A 21752-nucleotide genomic window follows, 5' to 3' on the forward strand; every position below is an offset into this window, starting at 1 on the left:
TGATGGGTGGTCACTCCTTGACGCCGCCGGCGGCCAGACCCGACTGCCAGTAGCGCTGCAGGAGCAGGAAGGCCGCCAGCAGCGGCAGGATGGTCAGCAGCGACCCGGTGATGACCAGGTGGAACACCGGCTGGCCGCCGGCGGTGGCGGCCTGCGCGTTCCAGGCGTCCAGACCGAGGGTCAGCGGATACCAGTCCGGGTCCTTCAGCATGATCAGCGGCAGGAAGTAGTTGTTCCAGGTGGCGACCATGCTGAACAGCAGCACCGTGACGATGCCGGGAGCCAGCAGCGGCAGGCAGATCTGGAACAGGGTGCGCAGCTCACTCGCCCCGTCACACCGCGCCGCCTCCAGCAGTTCGTCGGGGATCGCCTCGGCGGCGAAGACCCACATCAGATAGAGCCCGAACGGCGTGATCAGCGACGGGATGATCACCGCCCATGGCGTGTTGGTCAGCCCGAGACGGCTGAACATCAAAAAGGTCGGCACGGCCAGCGCGGTGCCGGGCACGGCGACCGCGCCGATGACGATCGCGAAGACCGCCCGCCGGCCGACGAAGTCGAACTTGGCCAGGCCGTACCCGCCGAGGGTCGCGAGCAGGGTGGCGCCGCCGGCACCGGCGAGCACGTACAGCAGGGTGTTGCCCAGCCAGCGCAGGAAGATCCCGTCGTCGTAGCGCAGCGTCTCGACGACGTTGTCCCACAGCGCGAAGTCGTCGGCGAACCACAGCCCGAACGAGGAGAACAGACCCTGCTGCGATTTGGTGGCGTTGACCAGCAGCCAGATCAGCGGGACGAGGCTGTAGACGAGGATGATCCCGGTCAGCGCGGTCAGGGTCAGACTGCGGCCGGGCCGACGCACCCGGGTGGTGCCGGGCCGACGCACCCGGGTGAGGGCCGGCGTCATCGTCCCTCCTCCCGGATGCCGCGCAGCTGGACGAGGTACGCGATCGCCATGGTCACCAGGCCCATCACGATGGCGACGGTGGCCGAGTAGTTGTACTGCTGCCCGGAGAACGACAGCGAGTACGCGTACAGGTTGGGGGTGAAGTAGGTGGTGATCGCGTTGGGTGCCAGGTGCTGCAGGATGCTCGGTTCGTTGAACAGCTGGAAGCTGCCGATGATGGAGAAGATGGTGGCGATGACCAGCGCCCCCCGGATGGCCGGCAGTTTGATGGCGCGGATGACCCGCAGCTGACCGGCACCGTCGACCTCGGCCGCCTCGTACAGCGACGTCGGCACCACGCGCAGCGCCGAATAGAAGATGACCATGTTGTATCCGACGAACTCCCAGGTGACGATGTTGCCGATGGACAGCAGCACCAGGTCGGGGTGCAGCGGGTCGGGCAGCGTCACGCCGAGCGCGTCGTTGATGTTGCCGACCAGCCCGAACCGGGTGCCGTACATGAAGCCCCACATCAGGGTGGCGACGACGGCCGGGACCGCGTACGGCAGGAAGATCGCGACCCGGAAGAAGCTTCTGCCGTACAGCCGACCGCTGTCGATGGCCAGCGCCACCAGCAGTGCGAGGAACAGCATGATCGGCACCTGGACGGCGAGGAAGACGGCCACCCGGCCGAGCGCCGACCAGAACTGGGGGTCGGTCAGCGCCCGCTGGTAGTTGTCCAGCCCGACGAAGGAGTTGCCGCCGATCAGCTGCCGTCGGTAGAGGCTGAGGTGGATCGCGTAGCCGATCGGTGCGATGAAGACGAGCGCGAAGACCAGCATGAACGGCGCGACGAACTGCCAGCCGGCCAGCGAGCGCCGGCGCGGCAGCCGGCGGGGTCGCGCCTGCGGTGCGGTCAACACGTCCAACCTTCGGTAGCTGAGGGGCCGAGGAGCAGAAGAGCAGAAGAGCCTATGTTTGCGCAAACATCGACCGCAGCCAGGTGATGTTTACGCAAACATCGGGGTCCCCGATGTTTGCACCGGCCCGGCCCCGCGTCAACCCCGGCCGGTCAACCCGTTCAGCTGGGCGCGGACCGGTTCGGCGTCCGGATGCCGCAGACTGTCCAGGATGCGCACCGCCGCGCCCCAGCACGCCTCGGCCGCCGCCAGATCCCCGGTGTCGTGCCCGACCTCACCCAGGCTGCTCAACACCAGCGCCTCCAGATGCCGGTCACCGAGCCGACGGAACAGCTCCAGCGCCTCCTGGTAGCAGACAGCGGCCTCGTCCGGATCACCGAGATGCTGGTACGCGTACCCCAGGCTGTGCCAGGTGCTCGCCTGCCCGGGTCCGTCCCCGAGCTCGCGCAACAGCTGCAACGCCCGACCGCACCAGGTCAGCGTCTCGGCGTACTCGCCGAGCCGGGCGTGCTGCCAGCCGACCACGTTGAGTGCCTTGCCCTCCCCCCGTCGGTCACCGGCCGCCGCGTAGAACTCGTACGCCGTCCGCCCGTGCGCCAACGCCTCGCGATGACGCTCCTGCCTCTCCCGCAGCAACGACAGGTTCAGATGGGTGAGCCCCTGCCGTGCCAGGTCACCTCGGCCCTGCTCCAGCTTCAACGCGGCACCGAGATGCCCCTCGGCCTCGGCGTACCGGCTGGTCCGGGTGTACGCACGGGCGATGTTGCGATGCGCCACCGCCGCCGCGGCGACATCACCGACCTGCCGGGCCAGCTGCAAGGCGGACCGCTGCATGACGGTCAACGCCGACCAGTGCCCGCGTCGGTCCAGATAGGTGTACGTCACCTGAGTGAGATGCAGCGCTTCAGACCTCAGCCCGGCGGCGACAGCCGCGTCGAACACCGCTTCCAGCACGGTGTGCTCGGCGGCGAACCAGGTCAGCGCCGCCTGGCTGTCCGTCGGCAGCTCGGCGACGACACCGGGGCGGGCCGGACCGGGCACCGTCGGCGCCGGGTTCGGCTGCAGGGTCTGATCGGCCTGGTACGCGCTGCGGACATAGTGGTCGACCAACCGGCGCAGAGCGGCGTCGAGCGCCGACCCGGTCTCCAGCTCCCGGGCCCGTTCCGCAGCGTAGACCCGCAGCAGGTCGTGCAGACCGTGCCGCCCACCGGGGTACGCGTTCAACAGGTTCGCCCGGACCAGCTCGGCGAGCAGCGGCCGTACCCGCGCCACCGGCAGACCGGCGAGACTCGCCGCCGCCGGAGCCGACACGGTAGGACCGGGGTGGATACCGAGCAGCCGGAACAGCTGCGCCGCCGACGGGCTCAGCGCCTGGTAGGACCAGGAGAAAACGGCGCGTACCCCGAGCTGCGGGTCGTCCGGTGCCAGCGCGTCGAGGCGGTGCCGGGCGACCCGCAGCTCGGTGGCGAGCGCCGCCAACGGCATTCGCGGTGCGATGACGGCACGCGCCGCGACCACCGCCAAGGCCAACGGCAGGCCGGCGCACCGGGCGACGATCTCGTCCACCGCCGTCGGCTCGGCGGCGCACCGCCGCTGGCCGACCCGGCGCCGCAGCAGTTCCGCCGCATCCGACGGATGCAGCAGGTCGAGGGTCAACGGCTGGGCGCCGTGCGCGGCGACCAGCCCGGTGAGCTGGTTCCGGCTGGTCACCACGACCAGGCACTGCGGCGAGCTGGGCAGCAGCATCCGTACGTGACCACTGTCGCGGGCGTTGTCCAGCACGATCAGCAGCCGACGACCGGCCAATGTGGTGCGGTACAGCGCGGCCTGCGCGTCCAGGTCGGTCGGTACCTGGGCCGGCGGTACGCCGAGCGCGTCGAGCAGCAGCCGCAGCGCGGTGGCCGGCTCGGTCACCGAACCGTCCGGGTCGAAACCGCGCAGGTTCAGGTAGAGCTGTCCGTCGGGGAACCGGTCGGCGACCTGGTGCGCCCACTGCACGACGAGGGTCGTCTTGCCGACCCCGGCGGTGCCGCTGACCGCCACGATCCGGACCGTACCGGCCGGGGTGCTCTGCCGCGCCGGGTCGGTGGCCGGCGCGAGCCGGGCGAGCTGCGCCAACTCGGTACGGCGGCCGCTGAAGTGCCCGAGCGCCGGTGGCAACTGCCGGGGCACCGCCCGGACGACCAGCTCGACGGGCCCGACCGCCGGGTCCATCGGCACGGTGACGCGACGCTGCTCGTCGACCCGGTCCCGGGCGCTGGCCAGCACACCGCGCTCGACCGGACTGGCGCCGAGCAACCCGACCAGCACGTCGAACCGGTCCGTCGGCGGCAGCGTCTTCCCGGTGAGATACTCCGCCACCGCCGTGTGCGACCAGCCGGCGCGGGTAGCCAGCACCCGGTAGGACAGCACCCGCTGACCCTCGCGGCGGGCGTGCCGCCGCCGCAGCGCCCGCAGCAACGCAGCGAGGTCGTCCACTGTCCGCGCCCCGGCGGCGTCGCGCACCAGCCGGTCGGGCGGCCGCGTGTCCACTCCGTGCACCATCGCGACTCTCACGACCTTCACCGGTCAGACGTCACTGTGGCGACCCGCCGTGCGACGAACCGCTCCACAGCGGATGTTAGTCGATGTACGCCGATGTACGGAGATGATCGTGATCACTGTCCCGACTCCGGTCGACACCGCACCCTGGACACGCACCAAATGCACACCGGACAGAGAGGATGCCGGCCGATGTACTGGTCCACGCGGGTTCGCGGGTAGCGAAGACGCACTACGGTCAGGCGGCGGGTGACCGGACGGGACCCCGGTCACCCGCGTGTTCGTTCCCGGCGTACCGCCCACCTTCGGGTCCGCCGGCCGGCAGACTGTCCTGGTGAACGACGAGCCGACCGCCGGACGCCGGTCGCCGCGCTGGCGGACCTGGGCGCCGCTGGCGGCGCTGACCGCCGTGGTGCTGGCCGGCGGCGTGCTGCGCCTCGCCGGTGCCGGGCCTGTCGCCGACGGGGTGTGGGCGGCCGCCACGGTCGCGGCGCTGCTGCCGGCGCTGCGCTGGATGGGTCAGTCGCTGCGACGGCGACGGATCGGCGTCGACGTCATCGCCGTACTCGCCCTGGTCGGCGCGCTGCTGGCCGCCGAGTACCTGGCCGGCGCGGTGGTGGCGCTGATGCTGGCCAGCGGGCACACCCTGGAGACGTACGCGCAGCGGCGAGCCAGCCGGGACCTGCAGGCGCTGGTGGCACACGCGCCGCGTACCGCCCGGCGGCGGGCCGCCGACGGCACCGTCGCCGCCGTCGACGTGGGTGAGGTCGTCGTCGGGGACCGGCTGGTTGTCGGCCCCGGCGACGTGGTGCCGGTCGACGGCGTCGTCGAGGAGCCGGCCACCCTCGACGAGTCGGTGGTGACCGGTGAGTCGCGGCCGGTGGAGCGGGCCGCCGGGGAGCGCGTCGCCAGCGGGGTGGTCAACGCCGGGGCGGCGGTCGGGCTGCGTGCCGTCGAGACCGCGCAGGGCAGCACGTACGCCGGGATCGTCCGGCTGGCCACCGAGGCCGGTGCCGGCAAGGCGCCGACGGTACGCCTCGCCGACCGGTACGCCGCCGCGTTCGTCCCATTCACCCTGGTGCTGGCCGGGACCGGCTGGATCGTCTCCGGCGAGTTCGTCCGCGCGGTCGCCGTGCTGGTCGTCGCCACCCCCTGCCCGTTGCTGCTGGCCACCCCGGTCGCCATCGTCGCCGGGCTGTCCCGCGCCGCCCGCCGCGGCGTGCTGGTCCGCGATGGCGGTGCGCTGGAGCAGCTCGGCCACGCCCGTACCCTGCTGGTCGACAAGACCGGGACGTTGACCACCGGCCGGCCGGAGACCGCCGACGTGGTCACCGGCGACGGAGCCGATCCGGCCGAACTGCTGCGGCTGGCCGCCTCGGTCGAACAGCTCTCCCCGCACGTGCTGGCCGGCGCGGTGGTCCGGGCCGCCGGCGACCGGGGCCTGCGGTTGACCGCCCCGGCCGAGGTCACCGAGGATCCCGGCCGAGGTGTCCGTGGCCGGGTCGACGGCCGTACGGTGCGGGTCGGCCAGCCGGACGGGCCGCTGCCGGACTGGGCGGTCCAGGTCCGGGACCGGGCCGAAGCCGACGGGCTGTCGGCGGTGTGGGTCGGCGTGGACGGCGTACCCGCCGGGGCGATCCTGCTGCGCGACCCGGTGCGGCCCGATGCCGCCGGCACGGTGCGGCGGCTGCGGCAGGCCGGGTTCACCCGGCTGGTCATGCTGACCGGCGACCGGCGGGAGGTGGCCGAGCGGGTCGCCGCGCAGGTCGAGGTGGACGACATCGTGGCCCGCTGCCCACCGCAGGAGAAGACCGCCCGGGTACGCGACGAGTCGGCCCGCGCGGTGACAGTGATGGTCGGCGACGGGGTGAACGACGCCCCGGCGTTGGCCGCCGCCCACGTGGGCGTGGCGGTCGGCGGCACCGGAACCAGCGCCGCAGCCGGGGTCGCGGACGCGGTGCTGACCGGTGACCGGCTGGACCGGCTCGCCGACGCGGTCGACATCGCCCACCGGTCCCGGCGGATCGCGGTGCAGAGCGCCTCGGTCGGCATGGGCCTGGCGGTGGTGGCGATGGCGGTCGCCGCGTTCGGCCTGCTGCCGCCGGTGGCCGGCGCGTTCACCCAGGAGGGTATCGACGTCGCGGTGATCCTCAACGCGCTGCGCGCCCTGCGCCCCGGCCGCCGCCCGACCCGCCACGCCGTGACCCAGGTCGGGCAGTGACCCTGGTTCAGGCCGCCAACAGGTCCGACAGCGCCGCCATGTGCGGCACCTGGCCACGGTGTTGCCGAGCCTGCAGCACCAGGTTGGCCACGACCAGTGACGGGTCGACCTGCGGCACACTGATTCCGAGGTGCCGGCTGACCCAGGGGGCGACCTCGCTCCACCGGTAGAACAGCGCGCCGTCGCGGGCCGGATTGACTGGCGGCGGGAAACCGCCGGGGCCACGCTCACCGGTGACGTACCGACGGATCGACTCCCGGCTCTGGCCAACTCGCTGCGCGATGTCCGCCAGCGTCACCAGGTCCTGGTCGATCAGCCGCAGCGCGGTGAGGCCGACCGACTCGACGGCCCGGACCGCTGTCGCGATCGCGTCCGCGATGGTGTCCGCCTGCCGGTCGAACTCCGCGACGGGGAGTCCGCCCTCGACGCCGAAGGCCGCGTCGTCACATCCGGCGGCGAACAGGGCATCGACCTCGTCGTCTGTCGGACTTCGATCGAGCACGAGGGTGAAGGTATGCATGGTCATCGTCGTACTCCACATCCGGGCCGACCGGCCCCGCCATACCGACCCAACTGACAGACACCGCACCTCACCTCGCCCCACCGATGGTGCACTTTTACACCAGCGTCGGCGTTCGGTCGGTGGCGGGGCGGCGGTAGCCTCGGGGCGCGTGGACCAAGGCGAGATCATCGAGTTGCTGGGCAGGGTGTACGCCGCCGCGAACAGCCACGTCGACGACGCCGGGCAACACGTGCACCGCGTACCGTCGACGATCCCCGCCGCCGACCTGGCCGCACTCGCCGCGCACGGATTCGCCCCGAACACCTTCCGCCGGTTCGAGCACGACGACGCGGTCTCCGGACTGCGCCGGCTCGCTGCCGCCGTACCGGAACGGGTCGCCGCCGACGCCTTCGTCGCCGGGCTGGGTAGCGCGTCGCGCAGCTGGCGGGCGGTGCTGCCGGCGTGGGCGCTCGGCACCACCATGCCGGCGCATCCGGGTCCGATCGGTGACCGATGCTGCGACGTCTGCTTCCTGACCGCCGAGACGACCCTCGACACCACGCTCGCCTGGTGGCAGCGGGCCCGGTCCGGGTCACCGCTGCCCGGCGACGTGTGCGGCTACCTGCTGACGCTGGAGTCGGCGACCCCGCCGCTGCCGGCACCGCAGCCGTACGACGTGTGGGTGCTGCACGAGATCCTCGACGTGATCCGCTCGCTGCCGGCGACGACCCGGGCCGGCGGGGCGGTGCAGGCGCTGCGGGCAGCCGGGCTGCTGCCCGGTGCCGACAAGTGGACGTACCGGTCGCTGTTGGAGGATCTTGCCTTCGTCGGGGTTTTGCAGACGGCGGACCATCCGGGGATGCTGACCGCGTTCACCACGGCCCGTGAGCGGGATCGGCGGCCGAGCAGCCGGGTCGAGGTGGACGCCCCGCTGGCGTTCTGGCGGGCCGCCGACGGAGTGACCGAGCCGCTGGTACGGCGGCTGTTCGGGCACCTGCCCAGGCCAGCCGACCGGCCGCCGGCGCCGACCTCGGTGTCGGCGAAGCCGGTGTCAGCGCGGCGTGGTGCCCGGTCGGCGCCGCTGCCGGTGGCGCTGCGCGGCGAGGCCCGCGCCGGCGACCTGTACGCCGTACGCTGCCGCGAGGACGCCTGGGTGCTGGCGTACTGCCATCGGGTAGACGACCGGGGCGGGCGCCGCTACGGCCTGGTCGAGTTCCTCGACGGAGGGTTCACCGCCCAGCCGACCGCCGCCGAAGTGGACGGGACCGTCGACCGGCGGCTACGCGGCCGTGGGTCGGACCGCTGGCAGATGTGGACGTCGCGGTTGGACGCCACCACCGGGGTACGCCGGATCGCCCGCGACATCGCTGCGCCTGTCGACGATCGGCCCGCGCCGGAGCGGGTGTCCACCGGCGGAGCGAAGGACCTGGCACATCTGGCATCGTGGTGCTACCCGGACATGTGAGCAGGAATGAGCCCTCCATGCGTGTTGCCCGTACCGCCGCTGCGGCCTGTCTGATCCCCGCCGCGCTGACCCTCGCCGCCTGCGGCGATGCCGCAACCGAGGAGGAGCCGACCGCCGACGCGTCACCGACCGCCAGCGCGGCGCCGACCGTCGGAGCGGACCCGTCCGGTGCCGGATCCGACGCGCCGGATGACGGTGGCACGGCGGCCTGTGCCAGTACCGACCTGGCTGTCGACGTGATCTTTCAGCAGGCCGGCGTGGCGATGCTGGCGCTGACCAACGACTCAGCGGCACCGTGTCAGCTCGACGGTTGGGTGACGCTGGCCTTCGAGCGCGCCGACCGCAGCCCGGTCGACGTCGCCCAGCGACAGGTGGAGCAGCCGGGGCCGCCGGTCGCGGCCGACCTGGATCCGGGCGAGTCGGCGTTCGCCGGGGTCAAGTGGGCCACCTGCGACCCGGCGTCGACCGACTGCGCGGTGGCGACCACGGTCCGGGTCGGCGCGCCCGGTGACAGCACGACGGTGGTCGCCCGGACCGTCGGCCTGGACGGCGAAGAGGCGGTCGGCGAGCTGCCGGTCGCCGACGTGCAGATCGGCTCGATCCAACCGTCCACCCAGGGCGTCGTCGCCTGGTAGACCGAGTTCAGGTCCCCGCTACCCGTCGACGTTTGCGCGGATCGAGTCACGGGAGGCGGTCACCGTACGGCGTAGTTCGTCGATGTCGACGTCGACCAGCCGCCCGGCCGCCTTACGGATCCGGCCACCGACCACGGCCGTGTCGATGTTGCGGGCGTCCGCGCCGAGCACCAGCGTGCCGACCGCGTCGTTGAGCGGCATCGTGTTGACCTCGTCGGCCCGGACCACCAGCAGATCCGCCTGCTTGCCAGGGCTGAGTGAGCCGGTGACGTCGCCGAGCCCGTTGGTCCGCGCACCCTGTGTGGTGGCGAAGTCCAGCACGTCGCGGGTGGTGACCCGATGCCCCACCGGTTTGTCCGTGCCGTACGCGGCGTGCACCGCGCGCATCCGTTGGATCGCGTGCAGCGCCCGCATCTGGGTGAACATGTCGCTGGCCAGCGCCACTTCGACGTCGATGCTGAGTCCTGGTCGCACACCGACGGCCAACGCCTCGTCGATCGCCGGCACCGCCGTCTCCAGCCCGATCTGCGCCTCGGAGGTGGGTGCCAGCGCCACGGTGGTCCCGGTGTCGCCGATCGCCCGCCATGCCTGCCCGGTGAGCCCGGTGGCGTGGATCAGGGTCACGTCCGGGCCGAGCAGGCCGGCGGTCGTCCAGCTCTCGATGGCCGCCGACGACGACTCGCCGAAAACGGCGTCGACGCTGACGCCGATGCCGAGATCGCGGGCGAGCGCCGCCAGCTCCGGCCCGTAGGCCAGCGCCGGTCCGGCGATCTCGTCGGTGGCCAGCGCCGCCAACCGTACGGTCACCAGCCCGTCGTTGGCACCGTGGAACGTCTCCCGCAGCCGCACCAGGTCGCCGGGCCACTGCTTGTCCCAGTCGCCGAAGTGCGGACCCATCGAGGCGTGCACGCCTCGGATCCCGGTGTCGACCAGGGCCCGTACCGCCGCGTCGGAGTGCGCCGCCGAGCGGGAGTTGTGCGAAAAGTCCAGCATCGTGGTGATGCCGGCGTCGAGGGCGGTGAGCGCAGCGAGCCGGGTGCCGACGTACATGTCGTGCGGGGTGTACGCGGGCGCGACACCGGCCAGCGTCGACATCACGTACTCGCCGAGGTCGCTCACATCCGGGATGCTGCGACGCAGCTGCGCCTGCCAGGCGTGCCGGTGGGTGTCGACGAAGCCGGGGCAGACGATGCCGCCGGTGGTGTCGACGACGGTCGCGCCGGCCGCGTCCGGGTGCGACCGCAGGTCCGGGCCGACGGCGACGATCCGGTCGTCGCGGACCAGCACGTCGCCGGAGTCGAGGTCGCCGATCGTCGGGTCCATGGTGACGACCGCGCCTCCGCTGAACAGCGTCTTCATCTTCTTCTCCTACTCTTCGTCGAGGTTCACTGGCTCTCTGTCGGGTTCACCTGCGGTGGAACGCGTAGCCGGCGTGGTGCAGCACGTCGTCGCTGAACCGGCCGTACGCCCAGAAACCCAGGTCGTCGCGGTAGACGATCCGGTCGCCGTGGATCCAGAACGACCCCTGGTACGCGTGCGGTCGGCCGCCGCGCGTCTCGTCGTAGCGGCCGTCGGCGGTGAGCTCCTGGTGGATGAAGCCGGTCTCGTCGATCCACATGCCGAGGTACGGGCTGTCGACGACCGCCGGCACGATGGTCAGGCCGGTGCAGTCGACGACGATCGCCCCGTCGTCCTCTGCCGCAGTGTGCAGGCCGGGGCCGACCGCGACGATCACGTCGCCGCCGAGCAGCAGGTCGGCGGTGGCGAAGTCGCCGATCACCGGGTCCAGGGTGTGGATGGTGGCGTCGACGAACGTCAGCGGCCGACGATGATCTGTTGTGGTGTCCCCACCTGCGGTGTCGGCGGTGATCTCCGCGAGGACTGCCTCGTCAAGTGTGCGGGTGGTCACGAGAACCTCCGGTGGTCGTTTCGGCTGGGTCCCCTCCACCGTCGGCGCGGCGGTTCCGGCCAACCAGGCCGGCCGTTACCAGGGTGTGGCGCACCCTGGTTGGCCGGTGCCGGTGCTGGCTACCGTGGGCGGCATGCCCACCACCGCACTCGGGGCGTTCCTCGTCGCCCGCCGGGCCCGGCTCACACCGGGCGACGTCGGGCTGACGTCCAGCGGCACCCGGCGGGTCGCCGGGCTGCGCCGCGAAGAGGTCGCGGTGCTGGCCGGGGTGAGCGTCGACTACTACACCCGGCTGGAGCAGGGCCGGGAGCGCCACCCATCGGCGTCGGTGCTGGATGCCGTGGCCAGGGCGCTCGATCTCGACGCCGACGCCCGCGACCACCTGTTCCGGCTGGCCGACGTCGCACCCGGGTCGACCCCGACGCCGGCCCGCCCCCGGGTCGACCCGGCGCTGCGGGAGCTGCTCGACGCCTGGCCGGACACCCCGGCGATCGTGATCGACCGCCGCCTCGACCTGCTGGCCGGCAACGCGCTGGCCGACGCGTTCTACGCCGACTTCACCGAGCCGGACAACATCGTCCGGATGACGTTCCTCGACCCGGCCGGTGCCACCTTCTTCGTCGACTGGCAACGTGCCGCGCAGGCGTGCGTGGCGAATCTGCGGCTCGCGCTCGGTCACGACCCACACGACCGGCGGGTGCACGAGCTGGTCGAGGAGGTGAGCGCAGCCAGCCCGGAGTTCCGCCGGCTGTGGCAGCGCAACGACGTACGGGGCAAGACCCACGAGGCGAAGACGTTCCGACACGGCAGGGTCGGCGAGTTGACGTTGACGTACCACGCGTTCGACGTGCGGGGTGCCGCTGGCCAGCAGCTGATTGTCTACCGCGCATCGGATGGTTGCAGCGCCGAGGCGCTGCGGCTGCTCGGCACTCTGGCCGCGAGCAACTGGCTGTCCTGACCGGCCGGCGATATGTGCCACTTTGCCGACGGCGGTAACCCGTACTGGCAAATGTCGTTCCTGGACATCGATTGATGGCCAGGCCGCAGGGTGGGTAATGTGATCGATAACATCGATGATCATCGGTTCGATGGCTCACCCCACGACGGGCAAGGAGACACCCGATGCCAGGAACTGCGACTACACACCCACCACCCGCGGACTCCCGTCCCGGCCGGCGGCCGGCCCGACGACGACCACTCAAGCTGCTCGCCACGGCAGCGGCGGCCACTCTCGGGCTGGCTGTCGGGATCGTGGCAACCGGTCCGGCGGCGGTCGCGGCGGACAACCCGTACCAACGGGGTCCGGACCCGACCCCCGCGAGCGTCGCCGCGCCCAACGGACCGTTCGCCACCGCGCAGGTCAGCGTCCCGCCCGGGTACGGCTTCAACGGCGGCATGATCTACTACCCGACCGACACCAGCCAGGGCACCTTCGGCGCGATCGCCATCTCCCCCGGCTACACCGCGCTGTTCTCCGTCGAACTCGCCTGGATGGGGCCCCGGCTCGCCTCGCAGGGCTTCGTCGTCATCGGCATCGAGACCAACGACCGCAACGACTTCGACACCGCCCGGGGCACCCAGCTGCTGGCCGCGCTGGACTACCTCACCGGGCAAAGCTCGGTGCGCAGCCGGGTCGACCCGAACCGGCTCGCCGTCGCGGGTCACTCGATGGGCGGCGGCGGCGCGTTCAGCGCGGCGCTGCGGCGGCCAGCGCTGAAGGCCGCAGTCGGCTTCACGCCGTTCTCGCCGTCGCAGAACCTGACCAACATGCAGGTTCCGGCGTTGCTCTACTCCGGACAAAATGACACGGTCACCACCCCGTCGTCGGTCAGCAACCTCTACAACGGGCTGCCGTCGACGACCGAAGGCGCGTACATCGAGGCCGCCGGGCTCGACCACAGCTTCCCGACCCGACCGAACACGCTGCTGATGCGCACGATGATCCCCTGGGTCAAGATCTTCCTCGACAACGACCTGCGGTACACCCAGTTCCTCTGCCCGCTGATGGACTCCTCCGGGGTGCTGCAGTATCGCAACACATGCCCGCTCGTCCCGCCGGGCCTGCCGTCGCCGTCCCCGACGACCGCCCCGCCGACGACGGCACCGCCCACCACCGCGCCACCGACGACGGCGCCACCGACCACCGCGCCGCCCACGACTGCACCACCGACCACCGCGCCGCCCACGACGGCCCCGCCGACGGGTGCCTGCACCGCCACCTACCAGACCATCGGGTCGTGGCCGGGTGGCTTCCAGGGTGAGGTGACCGTCCGGGCCGGCAGCTCGGCGATCAACGGCTGGACCGTCGGGTGGAGCCTCGGCAGCGGCCAGAGCATCACCCAGATATGGAACGGCACCCTGAGCACCAGCGGCTCCAGCGTCTCGGTACGCAACGTGTCGTACAACGGATCGCTGCCGGCCGCCGGCACCGCGACCTTCGGCTTCCTCGGCTCCGGATCGCCGTCGACGCCGTCCGCACTGACCTGCACCAGTCCCTGATCCCGCTGAACAGTCCGGGGCGACGACGGCAACTGGCCGTCGTCGCCCCGGACAACGCTCACCGCTGCCGCCGGTAGAGTAGGCGCAGCCCGTCCCGCTGCACGAACTTCGAGCTGGCCATCGTCCCCGGCCTGCTCCAGACCGAGGAGTACGCCCGAGCCGTCGCTTCCACGGCGTGGCCGGACGATCCCGGCGAGGTGGACCGGCGGGTCGAGCTACGGATGGCGCGACAGGATCGCCTCACCGACGACCCACCACTGAAGTTCTGGGCCATCGTTGACGAGGCTGTGCTGCACCGGCGGCCCGGTGGCGACGCGGTGATGCGTCGCCAGCTCGACCACCTGACCGAGGTGAGCACCCGGCCGAACGTCATGCTGCAGGTGCTGCCGTTCAGCGAGGGCTGGCATCCCGGCACCAGCGGATCGTTCTCGATCCTGGACTTCGACGAGGACGTGCACAGCCCGGTCGCGTACATCGAGAGCCAGGCCGGCGACGTGTATCTGGAGCGTCCCGAGGACATGAATCGGGTTACGCTTACCTACACCCACCTGCAGACGGCAGCGCTCAGTGCCGGGAAGTCCCGGGACCTGATCGCCGCGATCGCCAAGGACTTGGCGTAGACCAGAAGGAGGGGCGCGATGGATCTCACCCGCGCCATGTGGATCAAGAGCAGCCGCAGCAACGCCAACAGCCAGTGCGTCGAGGTCGCCCGCAACCTGCCGGGAGTCGTCGCCACCCGGGACAGCAAGGACCCGACCGGCCCGGCGCTGACCTTCGCCCCCTCCGCCTGGACCACCTTCACCACCGCGCTCAAGTCGTCCCAGCTCTCCGCGTAACCGCCAGCGGCGTGGATGTCTTTCACCACGTCGCTGGCGAAGTTGCGAACCAGAGGTAGCGGAACAGTGACCGCGTTGCGACTGCGTTGCGGTCACGCCAGCTGGTTCGACAGCAAGTTGACCGCCATCGCCCGCGAGCACGCCTCATGACCGCTGAACTCGCCGCCGTCATCGACCGCGCCCGGTTCCTGCTGCTCGACTTCGACGGACCCGTCTGCAAGGTCTTCGCCAACCACCCCGCGCCCCAGGTCGCCGCCACCCTGCGCCGGCTGCTCGTCGACCAGGGCGTCACCGTCCCGCCCGACCTGCTCGATGATCCCGACCCGCTCGCCGTGCTGCGCTGGAGCGCCACCCTTGACCGGCCAACCATCTTGCGCCAAGTCGACGACGCCCTGCGCGCTGCCGAGTTGGACGCCGTCGCCGTCGCCGAACCCACCCCGTACGCCCGGGAAGTCATCGTGACCGCCCACCGCGCCCAGCACGGCATCGCGATCGTCTCCAACAACAGCGCCGACGCCATCAACCGGTACCTGATCGCGCAACAGCTGGACGCCTACATCAAGCCCGTCATCGGCCGACCCCACGCCGGCCCAGCCGGAATGAAACCGAACCCGGCACCGGTGCTCGCCGCCATCTGCGAACTGCACGCCCACCCTGAGGACTGCGTGCTCATTGGCGACTCACCTACCGACATCGAGGCCGCCCAGGCGGTCGGCGTACCCACCATCGGCTACGCCAACAAACCCCGCAAATACCACAGACTCAGCGGCTCAGACGCCATCATCGGCAGCATGGCCGAAGTCGTCACCGCCCTCACTGGTCGCCGGGTGCAAGGCGGTAGACCCGCGAGTCACGGAGACTAAAGCCGAGTCGTTCGTAGAGCCGGTTCGCGGCAGCACGAGACGGGCGGGACGTCAGGTCAACGGTCCGAGCGCCAGCCTCCCGAGCCAGCCTGACGGCCTCCTGGGTCAGCGCCGCCCCGACCCCGAGACCGCGCGCCGACTCGTCGACCACCACATCCTCGATCCACGCCCGCCTACCGGTCGGGATCGGGAACATCACCAGGGTCAACGCGCCGACGATCTCGCCCTCGCGGCGAGCGATGAGCAAAGTGCTTGCGTCCGACGCCACCAACTCGTCCAGCGCCGTCAGATCAAGTGGCTTGGCGGAACGGGACAGCTGCGGGAGGAGCCGGCCGAACGCTTTCACGACCTCGTCGGTGGCGACTCGTACGGCCTCGATCTCGACGCTCATGCTCGCGACTCTATCGACCGGACACGCCACGCGAGGCGGTCCAGCGAGTACGACAAGTCAGCCAGGGTCACCACACTCTGATGAGTACCGTCGGGTCCGGCAGCGGACTTGCCGGCCTACGTCGTCGTTGCCGACCGCGTCCGCATCGGGTAATTGCCTCGCCGCGTCGCCGGGAATCCCGGTGTAATCCCTGCCATGCGCATCACCTCGGAAACCGTCGCTGACGGCGTCCGCGAGCAGCTCTTCAGCGTCGGGGACATCCCCGGGGTGCTCTGGACGCCTGCCGAGGGCTCCGGTCCCCGTCCGTTGGTCTTGATCGGGCACGGCGGCGGCCAGCACAAGAAGGGATGGGAGGTCGTCTCCAGAGCCTTTCCCTACGTCACCTCCGGCGGCTTCGCGGTCGCCGCGATCGACGCGCCGGGTACCGGTGACAGGCCGGAGCACCCGGAGATCCGGCGGCTTGTCGCGCTCATCGAGGAACGGGAGGCCGCAGGCGAGCCCTTCGGCCCGGCGTGGCCCGCCCTGAACGAAACCGTGGCGGCGCAGCTCATACCCGACTGGCGGACCACCCTAGACGCGCTGCAGAACCTGGACTCCGTCGGCGACAGCCAGCCCGTCGGGTACTACGGCCTGTCCCAAGCCGGTGAGATGGGCATCCGGCTGGTCGCGGCCGAGCCCCGGATCACGGCCGCGGTCCTGGGCCTCGTTGGAAGCGAGTGGCTCACCGGCATCGCAGCGCGGATCACGATCCCGGTCGAGTTCTTGCTGCAGTGGGACGACGAAGGCAATCCACGGGACTCCGTCATGAAGCTGTTCGACGCACTCGGCTCCACAGAGAAGACGCTGCACGCCAACCCAGGCAGCCACTTTCGAGTCCCGTCGTTCGAAATCGAAAGCTCGATCCGATTCTTCGCCCGACACCTGGGTAGCTCTTGTACCGCAAGCAGCTCCTGACACCACCGCGTGATCACCGATCTGGCTCCGCGCGCCGACGGACCACCGACCTGATTCCCGCCCTCAAGGTAGACAGTCCCGCTGTCCGTCGCCGCTTCCACAGCGGCGGCGGCCCGCCTGGCCAGCAGCGGCGAAAGCCGCTGCTGCGCCTGCAGCAGGGTCGACCACGCCCAGCTGCGCAACTCCTGCGGCGGAAGCCGGATCGCGTCGGCCTGCGACGCGTCAAGGATGCCGCCGTCGTACACGAACATGACCCCTTCGGTGCGGCCGACGCGAGGCGGCACCCAGTCGACGACCAGCAACCGGCCAGGAGTGACCGCCAGGCCGAGTTCTTCGGCCAGCTCACGGACCGCCGCGTCGTACGGCGACTCGTCGGCCTCCACCGCCCCGCCGGGCAGCTCCCAGTAGTCCTTGTACGTCGGCTCGACGAGCAGGATTCGTCCGTCCCGGTCGCGCAGCAGCACGGCCGAACCCATCCGCTTGCGCGGCAACGTCGCTGTGTAATCGTCAGGCGGGGAGCTCACCACGGGAGGTTAACCGCCTGGATGTCCAGTTGACGGCAACTTCCGCTGGTCAGGGCTCGTGGCGCCGGGCCGCCTCGACCGATCAGGAATCGAGAAGCACCAGCCGCCGCAGCACGGCTAGCGTGACCCTCGGTCACACCCGACAACGACCAGGAGCGACATGGTGAGCAAGGCAGGCACAGACGGATTCTCCGAGGGCGAGCGCGCCGCACTGAAGGAACGCGCCGCAGAGCTCAAGAAGGAGACGACCCGCGGTCGTGGTGGCAAGGCAGCCGCCGAGGAGCTCGACGTTCTGTCGAAGATCGCCCAGATGGAAACCGTCGGACCGCGCACTGGCCGAACGCATACACGCCATCGTCACCGCCAACGTCCCCGACCTGTCCCCGAAGCTCTGGTACGGCCAGCCGGCGTACGCGAGAAAAGGCAAGGTCGTGTGCTTCTTCCGCAGCGGACACGCGGACAAGGAGCCCTACTCCACCTTCGGCTTCACCGCTGCGGCCAACCTCGCCGACGACAGCGGCCTGTGGCCGACGTCCTTCGCCGTCACCCAGCTCAGCGGGCAGGCCGCCGAGACCATCGCCGCCCTTGTCAAGAAGGCCGTGAGCTGACGTGCCAGTAGGCCGTCGCCCGAAAGCTGAGAGCCGATAGCGGGTGGGTTGCGCTACGATCGCTGCGCCGTGCATGACTGCTGCCCGAGGAGGTGAGTCCAATCAACGCTGCGACAGGCCGGGACTCCCTCCCCCGCATGGTCTAGGGAGCGCCCGCACAAGGCACTCTCGAAAGGCGCGTACGCGCATGCACAACATCCAGGAAGAACACTTCGCCGTCGATGGCGTACCCGCTGTGCTCTGGACCTCAGCCGGCAGCGGCGCCGACCGACCGCCGCTGATCGTCATCGGCCACGGCGGCGGCCAGCACAAGACCGCCCCCGGCGTCCTGCACCGCGCCCACCGCTTCGTGTCCAGCGGATTCGCGGCCGTCTGCGTCGATGTGCCGAACCACGGCGAGCGCCCAACCGACGAGCGTTACCAGAGCATCGCCACCGAGATCCAGGCCGCTGCCAGCTCCGGTGGCGACCTGGCCGCGCTGCTCGCCGACTTCCACGCCCTGGTCGCCCAGCAGACCGTCCCGGAGTGGCGGGCCGTCATCGACCATCTCGACGCCGGGCCGGTCGGCTACTGGGGAGTCTCGCTGGGCTGCGGGCTCGGCGTACCGTTCGTCGCCGCCGAGCCGCGCGTGCGCGCGGCGGTCCTCGGCCTGGGCGGAGCAGCCGCCGCATCCACGCTGGACGCTGCGGCCAGCATCACCGTGCCGGTCGAGTTTCTGATCCAGTGGGACGACGAACGGGTGCCCCGGGAGCAGGGCCTGGCCCTGTTCGACGCGTTCGGCTCGACCGAGAAGACGCTGCACGCCAACCCCGGCCGGCACGCCGACCGGCTCCCGAATCATGAGCTGGACAGCACAGTACGGTTCTTCACCCGGCACCTCCTGCCGCACTGACCAGCACTGATCGAAGCTGGCATCCGTCCGGATCGGCTCGGGCTCAGCAGACCCGGTTGCCGTCCTCGAGATAGCGGGTCCCGCCGTCGTCGGCTGCCTCGACGGCGGCGGTGGCCCGCCGGGCCAGCAGCGGTGACAACCGCTGCTGCGCCTGGGCCAGGGTCGACCACGCCCAGCTGCGTAACTCCTGCGGCGGCAGCCGGATCGCGTCGGTCCGCGCGGTGTCCAGGACCCCGCCGTCGTAGACAAACATGACCCCCTCGGTGCGACCGGTACGCGGCGGCACCCAGTCCACGACCAGCAACCGGCCGGGAGCGACGGTCAGGCCGAGTTCTTCCGTCAGCTCACGGACCGACGCGTCGTACGGCGACTCGTCGGCCTCCACCACCCCACCCGGCAGCTCCCAGTAATCCTTGTACGTAGGCTCGACGATCAGGATCCGTCCGACGTGGTCCCGGAAGAGCACCCCCGAACCCATCCGCTTGCGAGGCAACCTCGCGGTGTAGTCGTCCGCCGATGGAGTCACCAGGGCAGGCAGCCGCTCACGGCGGTTTTCAGTCATCCGCCGTCGCCTTCGGCTCGTTTCGGCACCGGCTGCGCGATCTCCGCCACCGCCGAGACGAGGTGTGCTGGCAACCAGGGGTACGGGTCCGACAGCGGCCGTCTGCTTTCGCGGCTGCGATGCCGCGTGTCGATCAGTTCCTCACCTGCGACGTAGTAGCGGCCCCGCCGTTCCCCGATCGCCCGAAGCAGCCCTGCCTCGACCAGTTGCGCGAAATCGCGGGACGCGGTGCGTTCCTCGATCCCGGCCAGTTTCACGTAGCCACCCCGGCGGAGCCGGTATCCGAGTACGGCCTCGTACAACAGGTCGGTGACCCGGTCGGGCAGTCGGTGCTCGACAGTGAGTTGGTCCAGTTCCTTCCAGACCGCCGATGCCTCATCGAGCCGTCGGGCAACGGTCTGTCCCTGCATATGATGGGCTCGCAGGTTGAAGGAGACCCAGAGCCGAGCGTCGTTCTCCGGGCTCCACGCCCCCCGACCCGTTGCGAGGAGGACGCGGTAGTAGTCGTCGGTGTTGCTGCCGAGCCACTCTTCGATGCTGGAAAACGCAGGCTCGACGATGGCCTCCCGCGACAGCACCAGCGTTTGCAGGGCACGCGCCATGCGACCGTTGCCGTCCCGGAACGGATGGATCATCACCAGGTTGAGGTGCGCCATGGCACCCCGGACCATCGGATCGACATCCGGCTCGTTCCGGAGCCGGTCGGCAAGCTCGCCCATCAGTCCTGGCACCAGGCCCGCGTCCGGCCCTTGGTACACCCGGCGCTCGGAACGCTCGTCGTAGACAAAGATTTGGCCGGTCCGATATTGTCCCGGGCTTTTTCCGAGATCGTGGGCGAGCATCATGTAGTGCATGCCGCGCAGGCCGGAGGCGTCGAACACGAAGTGCGGGTCGGACGCCATCTGCAGGACGTAGCCGAGCGCGTGCCGGTAGCCGCGGATCTCGGCGAAGGTGCGCTCGTCGGCGCTCAACGGCGTCTCGTCGTCGAGCGCGGCGGCGGCGTCGTCCTCCTCGACCACGTAGCCTTCGATGCTGTTGGAGCCCTGAATGGCACGGGCGAGCATGGTCCGACGCAGCCCGCCCTGCCACCGTCGAGGGGCACGGAGCGCAGCGGCCAACTCTCGGCGCATCTCGTGAATCTCGGCGAGCACGGCCGCGTCGTCGGCGCCCAACTCAGGCGTTTCGTAGATCAACCCATGTCCCAATGTCTTTAAGTTAAGGACATTCTACCACGGCGAGCCCGCTGTCCCTATGTAAGAGACATCGGGACATTGCCGCTGGCATTGGCGACGGGACGATGCCCAGTCAGAGAGTCTGACCATGCGACACCGTCAAAGGGCGGACAGGCTGTGTGGTTGCCTGGCCAGACCTTTGTCACCTACCAGAGGCGTCCCGACGCTACCGCCGCTCGCCTGACCGACGCCGGTCGGCGTCTCGGATGGCGTGCCGGCCAGCAAGGCGGATGACCCAGTAGAGGACCACGAACCCGACCGCGTAGACGACGAGGGCACCAACGGGGACGGCGAGGGAGCCGATCTGCAGGATGTCGGACACGGCACCGACGATAGGACCTAGGCGCGAACGTCGATGCCCGCCCTGTTGACGCAGCCGCAGGTACGCGCGTGGCTCTGAACTGGGGTGGGACGGACGAGTCGACCTGTACGCCGGATTCTGTCCCGTACGCGCCGGTTGCCCGGATCGCGCAGCGGTGGCGGCCATCCATCTAGGCCTACCGTCGCCGGCAGGCTCCAGCGGCCTACCCGCAGACTCGGGCGGGCAGCCCTCGAACGCCTGCGCAGGTCGGCGTCTCGCGACACCGGCCCTCTTGGCCTTGCTCCGGGTGGGGTTTACCGAGCCATCCCGGTCACCCGGGATGCTGGTGGGCTCTTACCCCACCGTTTCACCCTTACCGGGCGTTTCACCGCCCGGCGGTCTGTTTTCTGTGGCACTGTCCCGCGGGTCGCCCCGGGTTGCCGTTAGCAACCACCCTGCCCTGTGGAGTCCGGACGTTCCTCGGCAACAGGGGACATATCCCCCCGCTGACGCGGCCGCCCGGTCGACTCGTCCGTCCGAGGATCAATCGTACGCAGCCCACAATCATTCCCCGCCCGCAGGCCCGGCAGGCCACCACGACCAGCCCAGAACAGTGATCTAGAAGGATTATGGTCGATATACCGGCCGAATCCTTCTAGATCCACCGCATGACCTACGCCCACAGCCAGGCAACAGCCAGGCGGCTCAGGTCAGCAACTCCACCGGCGGCTGGCCTCGCTCGCCCGGCGGCAGATGGCCGATCTCGTTGAAGCTCACCAGGGTCGGCGGAGCATCGCTGCGCCGCGACCCCGAGCAGGAGGGCGACGATCTCCTCGGCGGTCTGCACGGCCCGCGCCGCCGGGTCGTGGTGGACGGTATCCCGGCCAACCGTCGCCGTCAGTGGGCCCGGGCGCTCGAGTTGAAGGTCAGCGACCTTACCGGCGGCAGATAGGGTATCTGGCCTTCAACTCGAGCGCGGACCCTGCGGAGTGGCGGCCAGCGCGGGCAGGAGAA

Annotated in this window: 20 protein-coding genes, 1 other RNA gene and 3 pseudogenes; 12 read left to right on the forward strand and 12 right to left on the reverse strand. The window is 70.6% G+C overall.

Annotated features, from left to right (window positions below; genetic code table 11):
- Positions 1–10 precede the first annotated feature (10 nt).
- The 3 genes from ACN27J_RS10465 to ACN27J_RS10475 all read right to left on the reverse strand — a co-directional run bounded on the left by ACN27J_RS10465 (position 11) and on the right by ACN27J_RS10475 (position 4359).
- Positions 11–904, reverse strand: a complete 894-nt coding sequence (locus tag ACN27J_RS10465; RefSeq protein WP_421365505.1) for a carbohydrate ABC transporter permease — start codon at positions 902–904, stop codon at positions 11–13.
- Positions 901–1803: a carbohydrate ABC transporter permease gene (locus tag ACN27J_RS10470; protein ID WP_421365507.1), complete on the reverse strand. Its 903-nt coding sequence runs from the start codon at positions 1801–1803 to the stop codon at positions 901–903. Before ACN27J_RS10470 ends, ACN27J_RS10465 begins: the two co-directional genes overlap by 4 nt.
- Before the next feature lie 138 nt (positions 1804–1941).
- Complete coding sequence (locus ACN27J_RS10475) at positions 1942–4359, reverse strand: ATP-binding protein (protein WP_421365509.1); 2418 nt, start codon at positions 4357–4359, stop codon at positions 1942–1944.
- Positions 4360–4678: 319 nt separating this feature from the next.
- Here ACN27J_RS10475 and ACN27J_RS10480 point away from each other — a divergent pair, with 319 nt between their 5' ends.
- The gene (locus ACN27J_RS10480; RefSeq protein ID WP_421365511.1) at positions 4679–6565 is read left to right on the forward strand and encodes a heavy metal translocating P-type ATPase; all 1887 of its coding nucleotides are present in this window, start codon (positions 4679–4681) and stop codon (positions 6563–6565) included.
- A 7-nt stretch (positions 6566–6572) separates the two neighbouring features.
- Here the strand turns inward: ACN27J_RS10480 and ACN27J_RS10485 are convergent, their stop codons facing one another.
- Positions 6573–7091 carry a hypothetical protein gene (locus ACN27J_RS10485; RefSeq protein WP_421365514.1) on the reverse strand — a complete coding sequence of 173 codons (519 nt, stop codon included), beginning with the start codon at positions 7089–7091 and terminating at the stop codon, positions 6573–6575.
- Between the two features lie 145 nt (positions 7092–7236).
- On the opposite strand from ACN27J_RS10485, the gene ACN27J_RS10490 reads away from it, so the two are divergent.
- Positions 7237–8532, forward strand: a complete 1296-nt coding sequence (locus ACN27J_RS10490) for a hypothetical protein (RefSeq protein ID WP_421365516.1) — start codon at positions 7237–7239, stop codon at positions 8530–8532.
- Positions 8533–8549: 17 nt separating this feature from the next.
- On the forward strand, positions 8550–9167 hold the full coding sequence (locus tag ACN27J_RS10495) for a DUF4232 domain-containing protein (RefSeq protein WP_421365518.1): 618 nt from the start codon (positions 8550–8552) through the stop codon (positions 9165–9167).
- An 18-nt stretch (positions 9168–9185) separates the two neighbouring features.
- Here ACN27J_RS10495 and ACN27J_RS10500 read toward each other — a convergent pair whose 3' ends face one another.
- The gene (locus ACN27J_RS10500) at positions 9186–10526 is read right to left on the reverse strand and encodes an amidohydrolase family protein (RefSeq protein ID WP_421365520.1); all 1341 of its coding nucleotides are present in this window, start codon (positions 10524–10526) and stop codon (positions 9186–9188) included.
- Between the two features lie 46 nt (positions 10527–10572).
- The gene (locus tag ACN27J_RS10505; RefSeq protein WP_421365522.1) at positions 10573–11076 is read right to left on the reverse strand and encodes an Atu4866 domain-containing protein; all 504 of its coding nucleotides are present in this window, start codon (positions 11074–11076) and stop codon (positions 10573–10575) included.
- Between the two features lie 133 nt (positions 11077–11209).
- On the opposite strand from ACN27J_RS10505, the gene ACN27J_RS10510 reads away from it, so the two are divergent.
- The 5 genes and pseudogenes from ACN27J_RS10510 (at position 11210) to ACN27J_RS10530 (ending at position 15274) form a co-directional block, all read left to right on the forward strand.
- Entirely contained in the window at positions 11210–12034 is an 825-nt protein-coding gene (locus ACN27J_RS10510; RefSeq protein ID WP_421365524.1) for a helix-turn-helix domain-containing protein, read from the forward strand.
- A gap of 164 nt (positions 12035–12198) precedes the next feature.
- On the forward strand, positions 12199–13575 hold the full coding sequence (locus ACN27J_RS10515) for a cellulose binding domain-containing protein (protein WP_421365526.1): 1377 nt from the start codon (positions 12199–12201) through the stop codon (positions 13573–13575).
- 107 nt (positions 13576–13682) lie between these two features.
- Positions 13683–14195: pseudogene (locus tag ACN27J_RS10520) on the forward strand (DUF5753 domain-containing protein); the annotation flags it as partial.
- Positions 14196–14213: 18 nt separating this feature from the next.
- On the forward strand, positions 14214–14411 hold the full coding sequence (locus tag ACN27J_RS10525) for a DUF397 domain-containing protein (protein ID WP_278170432.1): 198 nt from the start codon (positions 14214–14216) through the stop codon (positions 14409–14411).
- A 146-nt stretch (positions 14412–14557) separates the two neighbouring features.
- Positions 14558–15274, forward strand: coding sequence for an HAD family hydrolase (locus tag ACN27J_RS10530; RefSeq protein WP_421365528.1), 717 nt, complete (start codon positions 14558–14560; stop codon positions 15272–15274).
- Here the strand turns inward: ACN27J_RS10530 and ACN27J_RS10535 are convergent.
- A complete protein-coding gene (locus ACN27J_RS10535; RefSeq protein WP_421365530.1) occupies positions 15225–15665 on the reverse strand; it encodes a GNAT family N-acetyltransferase in 441 nt (146 codons plus the stop codon). The two genes, ACN27J_RS10530 and ACN27J_RS10535, sit on opposite strands and share 50 nt — an antisense overlap.
- Positions 15666–15860: 195 nt before the next feature.
- Between ACN27J_RS10535 and ACN27J_RS10540 the strand changes: the two genes are divergently transcribed.
- Positions 15861–16619 carry an alpha/beta hydrolase gene (locus tag ACN27J_RS10540; protein WP_421365531.1) on the forward strand — a complete coding sequence of 253 codons (759 nt, stop codon included), beginning with the start codon at positions 15861–15863 and terminating at the stop codon, positions 16617–16619.
- Between the two features lie 152 nt (positions 16620–16771).
- Here the strand turns inward: ACN27J_RS10540 and ACN27J_RS10545 are convergent.
- A pseudogene (locus tag ACN27J_RS10545) lies at positions 16772–17095 on the reverse strand (NUDIX domain-containing protein); the annotation flags it as partial.
- 208 nt (positions 17096–17303) lie between these two features.
- Between ACN27J_RS10545 and ACN27J_RS10550 the strand changes: the two are divergent.
- Positions 17304–17751 (forward strand): annotated as a pseudogene (locus ACN27J_RS10550) (DUF1801 domain-containing protein).
- A 187-nt stretch (positions 17752–17938) separates the two neighbouring features.
- Positions 17939–18643 (forward strand): dienelactone hydrolase family protein, encoded by a 705-nt coding sequence (locus ACN27J_RS10555; RefSeq protein ID WP_421365533.1) that lies wholly within the window; start codon positions 17939–17941, stop codon positions 18641–18643.
- 43 nt (positions 18644–18686) lie between these two features.
- On the opposite strand, the gene ACN27J_RS10560 is transcribed toward ACN27J_RS10555, so the two are convergent.
- From ACN27J_RS10560 to rnpB, 4 genes are all read right to left on the reverse strand, one after another.
- Positions 18687–19205: an NUDIX domain-containing protein gene (locus ACN27J_RS10560; protein ID WP_421365535.1), complete on the reverse strand. Its 519-nt coding sequence runs from the start codon at positions 19203–19205 to the stop codon at positions 18687–18689.
- Complete coding sequence (locus tag ACN27J_RS10565; RefSeq protein WP_421365536.1) at positions 19202–20398, reverse strand: Fic family protein; 1197 nt, start codon at positions 20396–20398, stop codon at positions 19202–19204. Before ACN27J_RS10565 ends, ACN27J_RS10560 begins: the two co-directional genes overlap by 4 nt.
- Before the next feature lie 205 nt (positions 20399–20603).
- Positions 20604–20759, reverse strand: a complete 156-nt coding sequence (locus ACN27J_RS10570) for a hypothetical protein (protein ID WP_421365537.1) — start codon at positions 20757–20759, stop codon at positions 20604–20606.
- A 90-nt stretch (positions 20760–20849) separates the two neighbouring features.
- An RNA gene (rnpB, locus tag ACN27J_RS10575) (RNase P RNA component class A) lies at positions 20850–21269 on the reverse strand.
- A 235-nt stretch (positions 21270–21504) separates the two neighbouring features.
- Between rnpB and ACN27J_RS10580 the strand changes: the two genes are divergently transcribed.
- Complete coding sequence (locus ACN27J_RS10580) at positions 21505–21690, forward strand: hypothetical protein (RefSeq protein ID WP_421365539.1); 186 nt, start codon at positions 21505–21507, stop codon at positions 21688–21690.
- The last annotated feature ends 62 nt before the right edge of the window (positions 21691–21752 follow it).

The sequence above is a fragment of the Solwaraspora sp. WMMB762 genome, from assembly GCF_049179115.1.
In the GTDB taxonomy this organism is placed as follows: Bacteria; Actinomycetota; Actinomycetes; order Mycobacteriales; family Micromonosporaceae; genus Micromonospora_E.

Coding starts and splice junctions, on each gene's coding strand:
- ACN27J_RS10485 (WP_421365514.1), bottom strand. CDS start 7,091: ATGACCATGCATACCTTCACCCTCGTGCTCGATCGAAGTCCGACAGAC.
- ACN27J_RS10515 (WP_421365526.1), top strand. CDS start 12,199: ATGCCAGGAACTGCGACTACACACCCACCACCCGCGGACTCCCGTCCC.
- ACN27J_RS10500 (WP_421365520.1), bottom strand. CDS start 10,526: ATGAAGACGCTGTTCAGCGGAGGCGCGGTCGTCACCATGGACCCGACG.
- ACN27J_RS10560 (WP_421365535.1), bottom strand. CDS start 19,205: ATGACTGAAAACCGCCGTGAGCGGCTGCCTGCCCTGGTGACTCCATCG.
- ACN27J_RS10535 (WP_421365530.1), bottom strand. CDS start 15,665: ATGAGCGTCGAGATCGAGGCCGTACGAGTCGCCACCGACGAGGTCGTG.
- ACN27J_RS10495 (WP_421365518.1), top strand. CDS start 8,550: ATGCGTGTTGCCCGTACCGCCGCTGCGGCCTGTCTGATCCCCGCCGCG.
- ACN27J_RS10540 (WP_421365531.1), top strand. CDS start 15,861: ATGCGCATCACCTCGGAAACCGTCGCTGACGGCGTCCGCGAGCAGCTC.
- ACN27J_RS10465 (WP_421365505.1), bottom strand. CDS start 904: ATGACGCCGGCCCTCACCCGGGTGCGTCGGCCCGGCACCACCCGGGTG.
- ACN27J_RS10530 (WP_421365528.1), top strand. CDS start 14,558: ATGACCGCTGAACTCGCCGCCGTCATCGACCGCGCCCGGTTCCTGCTG.
- ACN27J_RS10525 (WP_278170432.1), top strand. CDS start 14,214: ATGGATCTCACCCGCGCCATGTGGATCAAGAGCAGCCGCAGCAACGCC.
- ACN27J_RS10510 (WP_421365524.1), top strand. CDS start 11,210: ATGCCCACCACCGCACTCGGGGCGTTCCTCGTCGCCCGCCGGGCCCGG.
- ACN27J_RS10555 (WP_421365533.1), top strand. CDS start 17,939: ATGCACAACATCCAGGAAGAACACTTCGCCGTCGATGGCGTACCCGCT.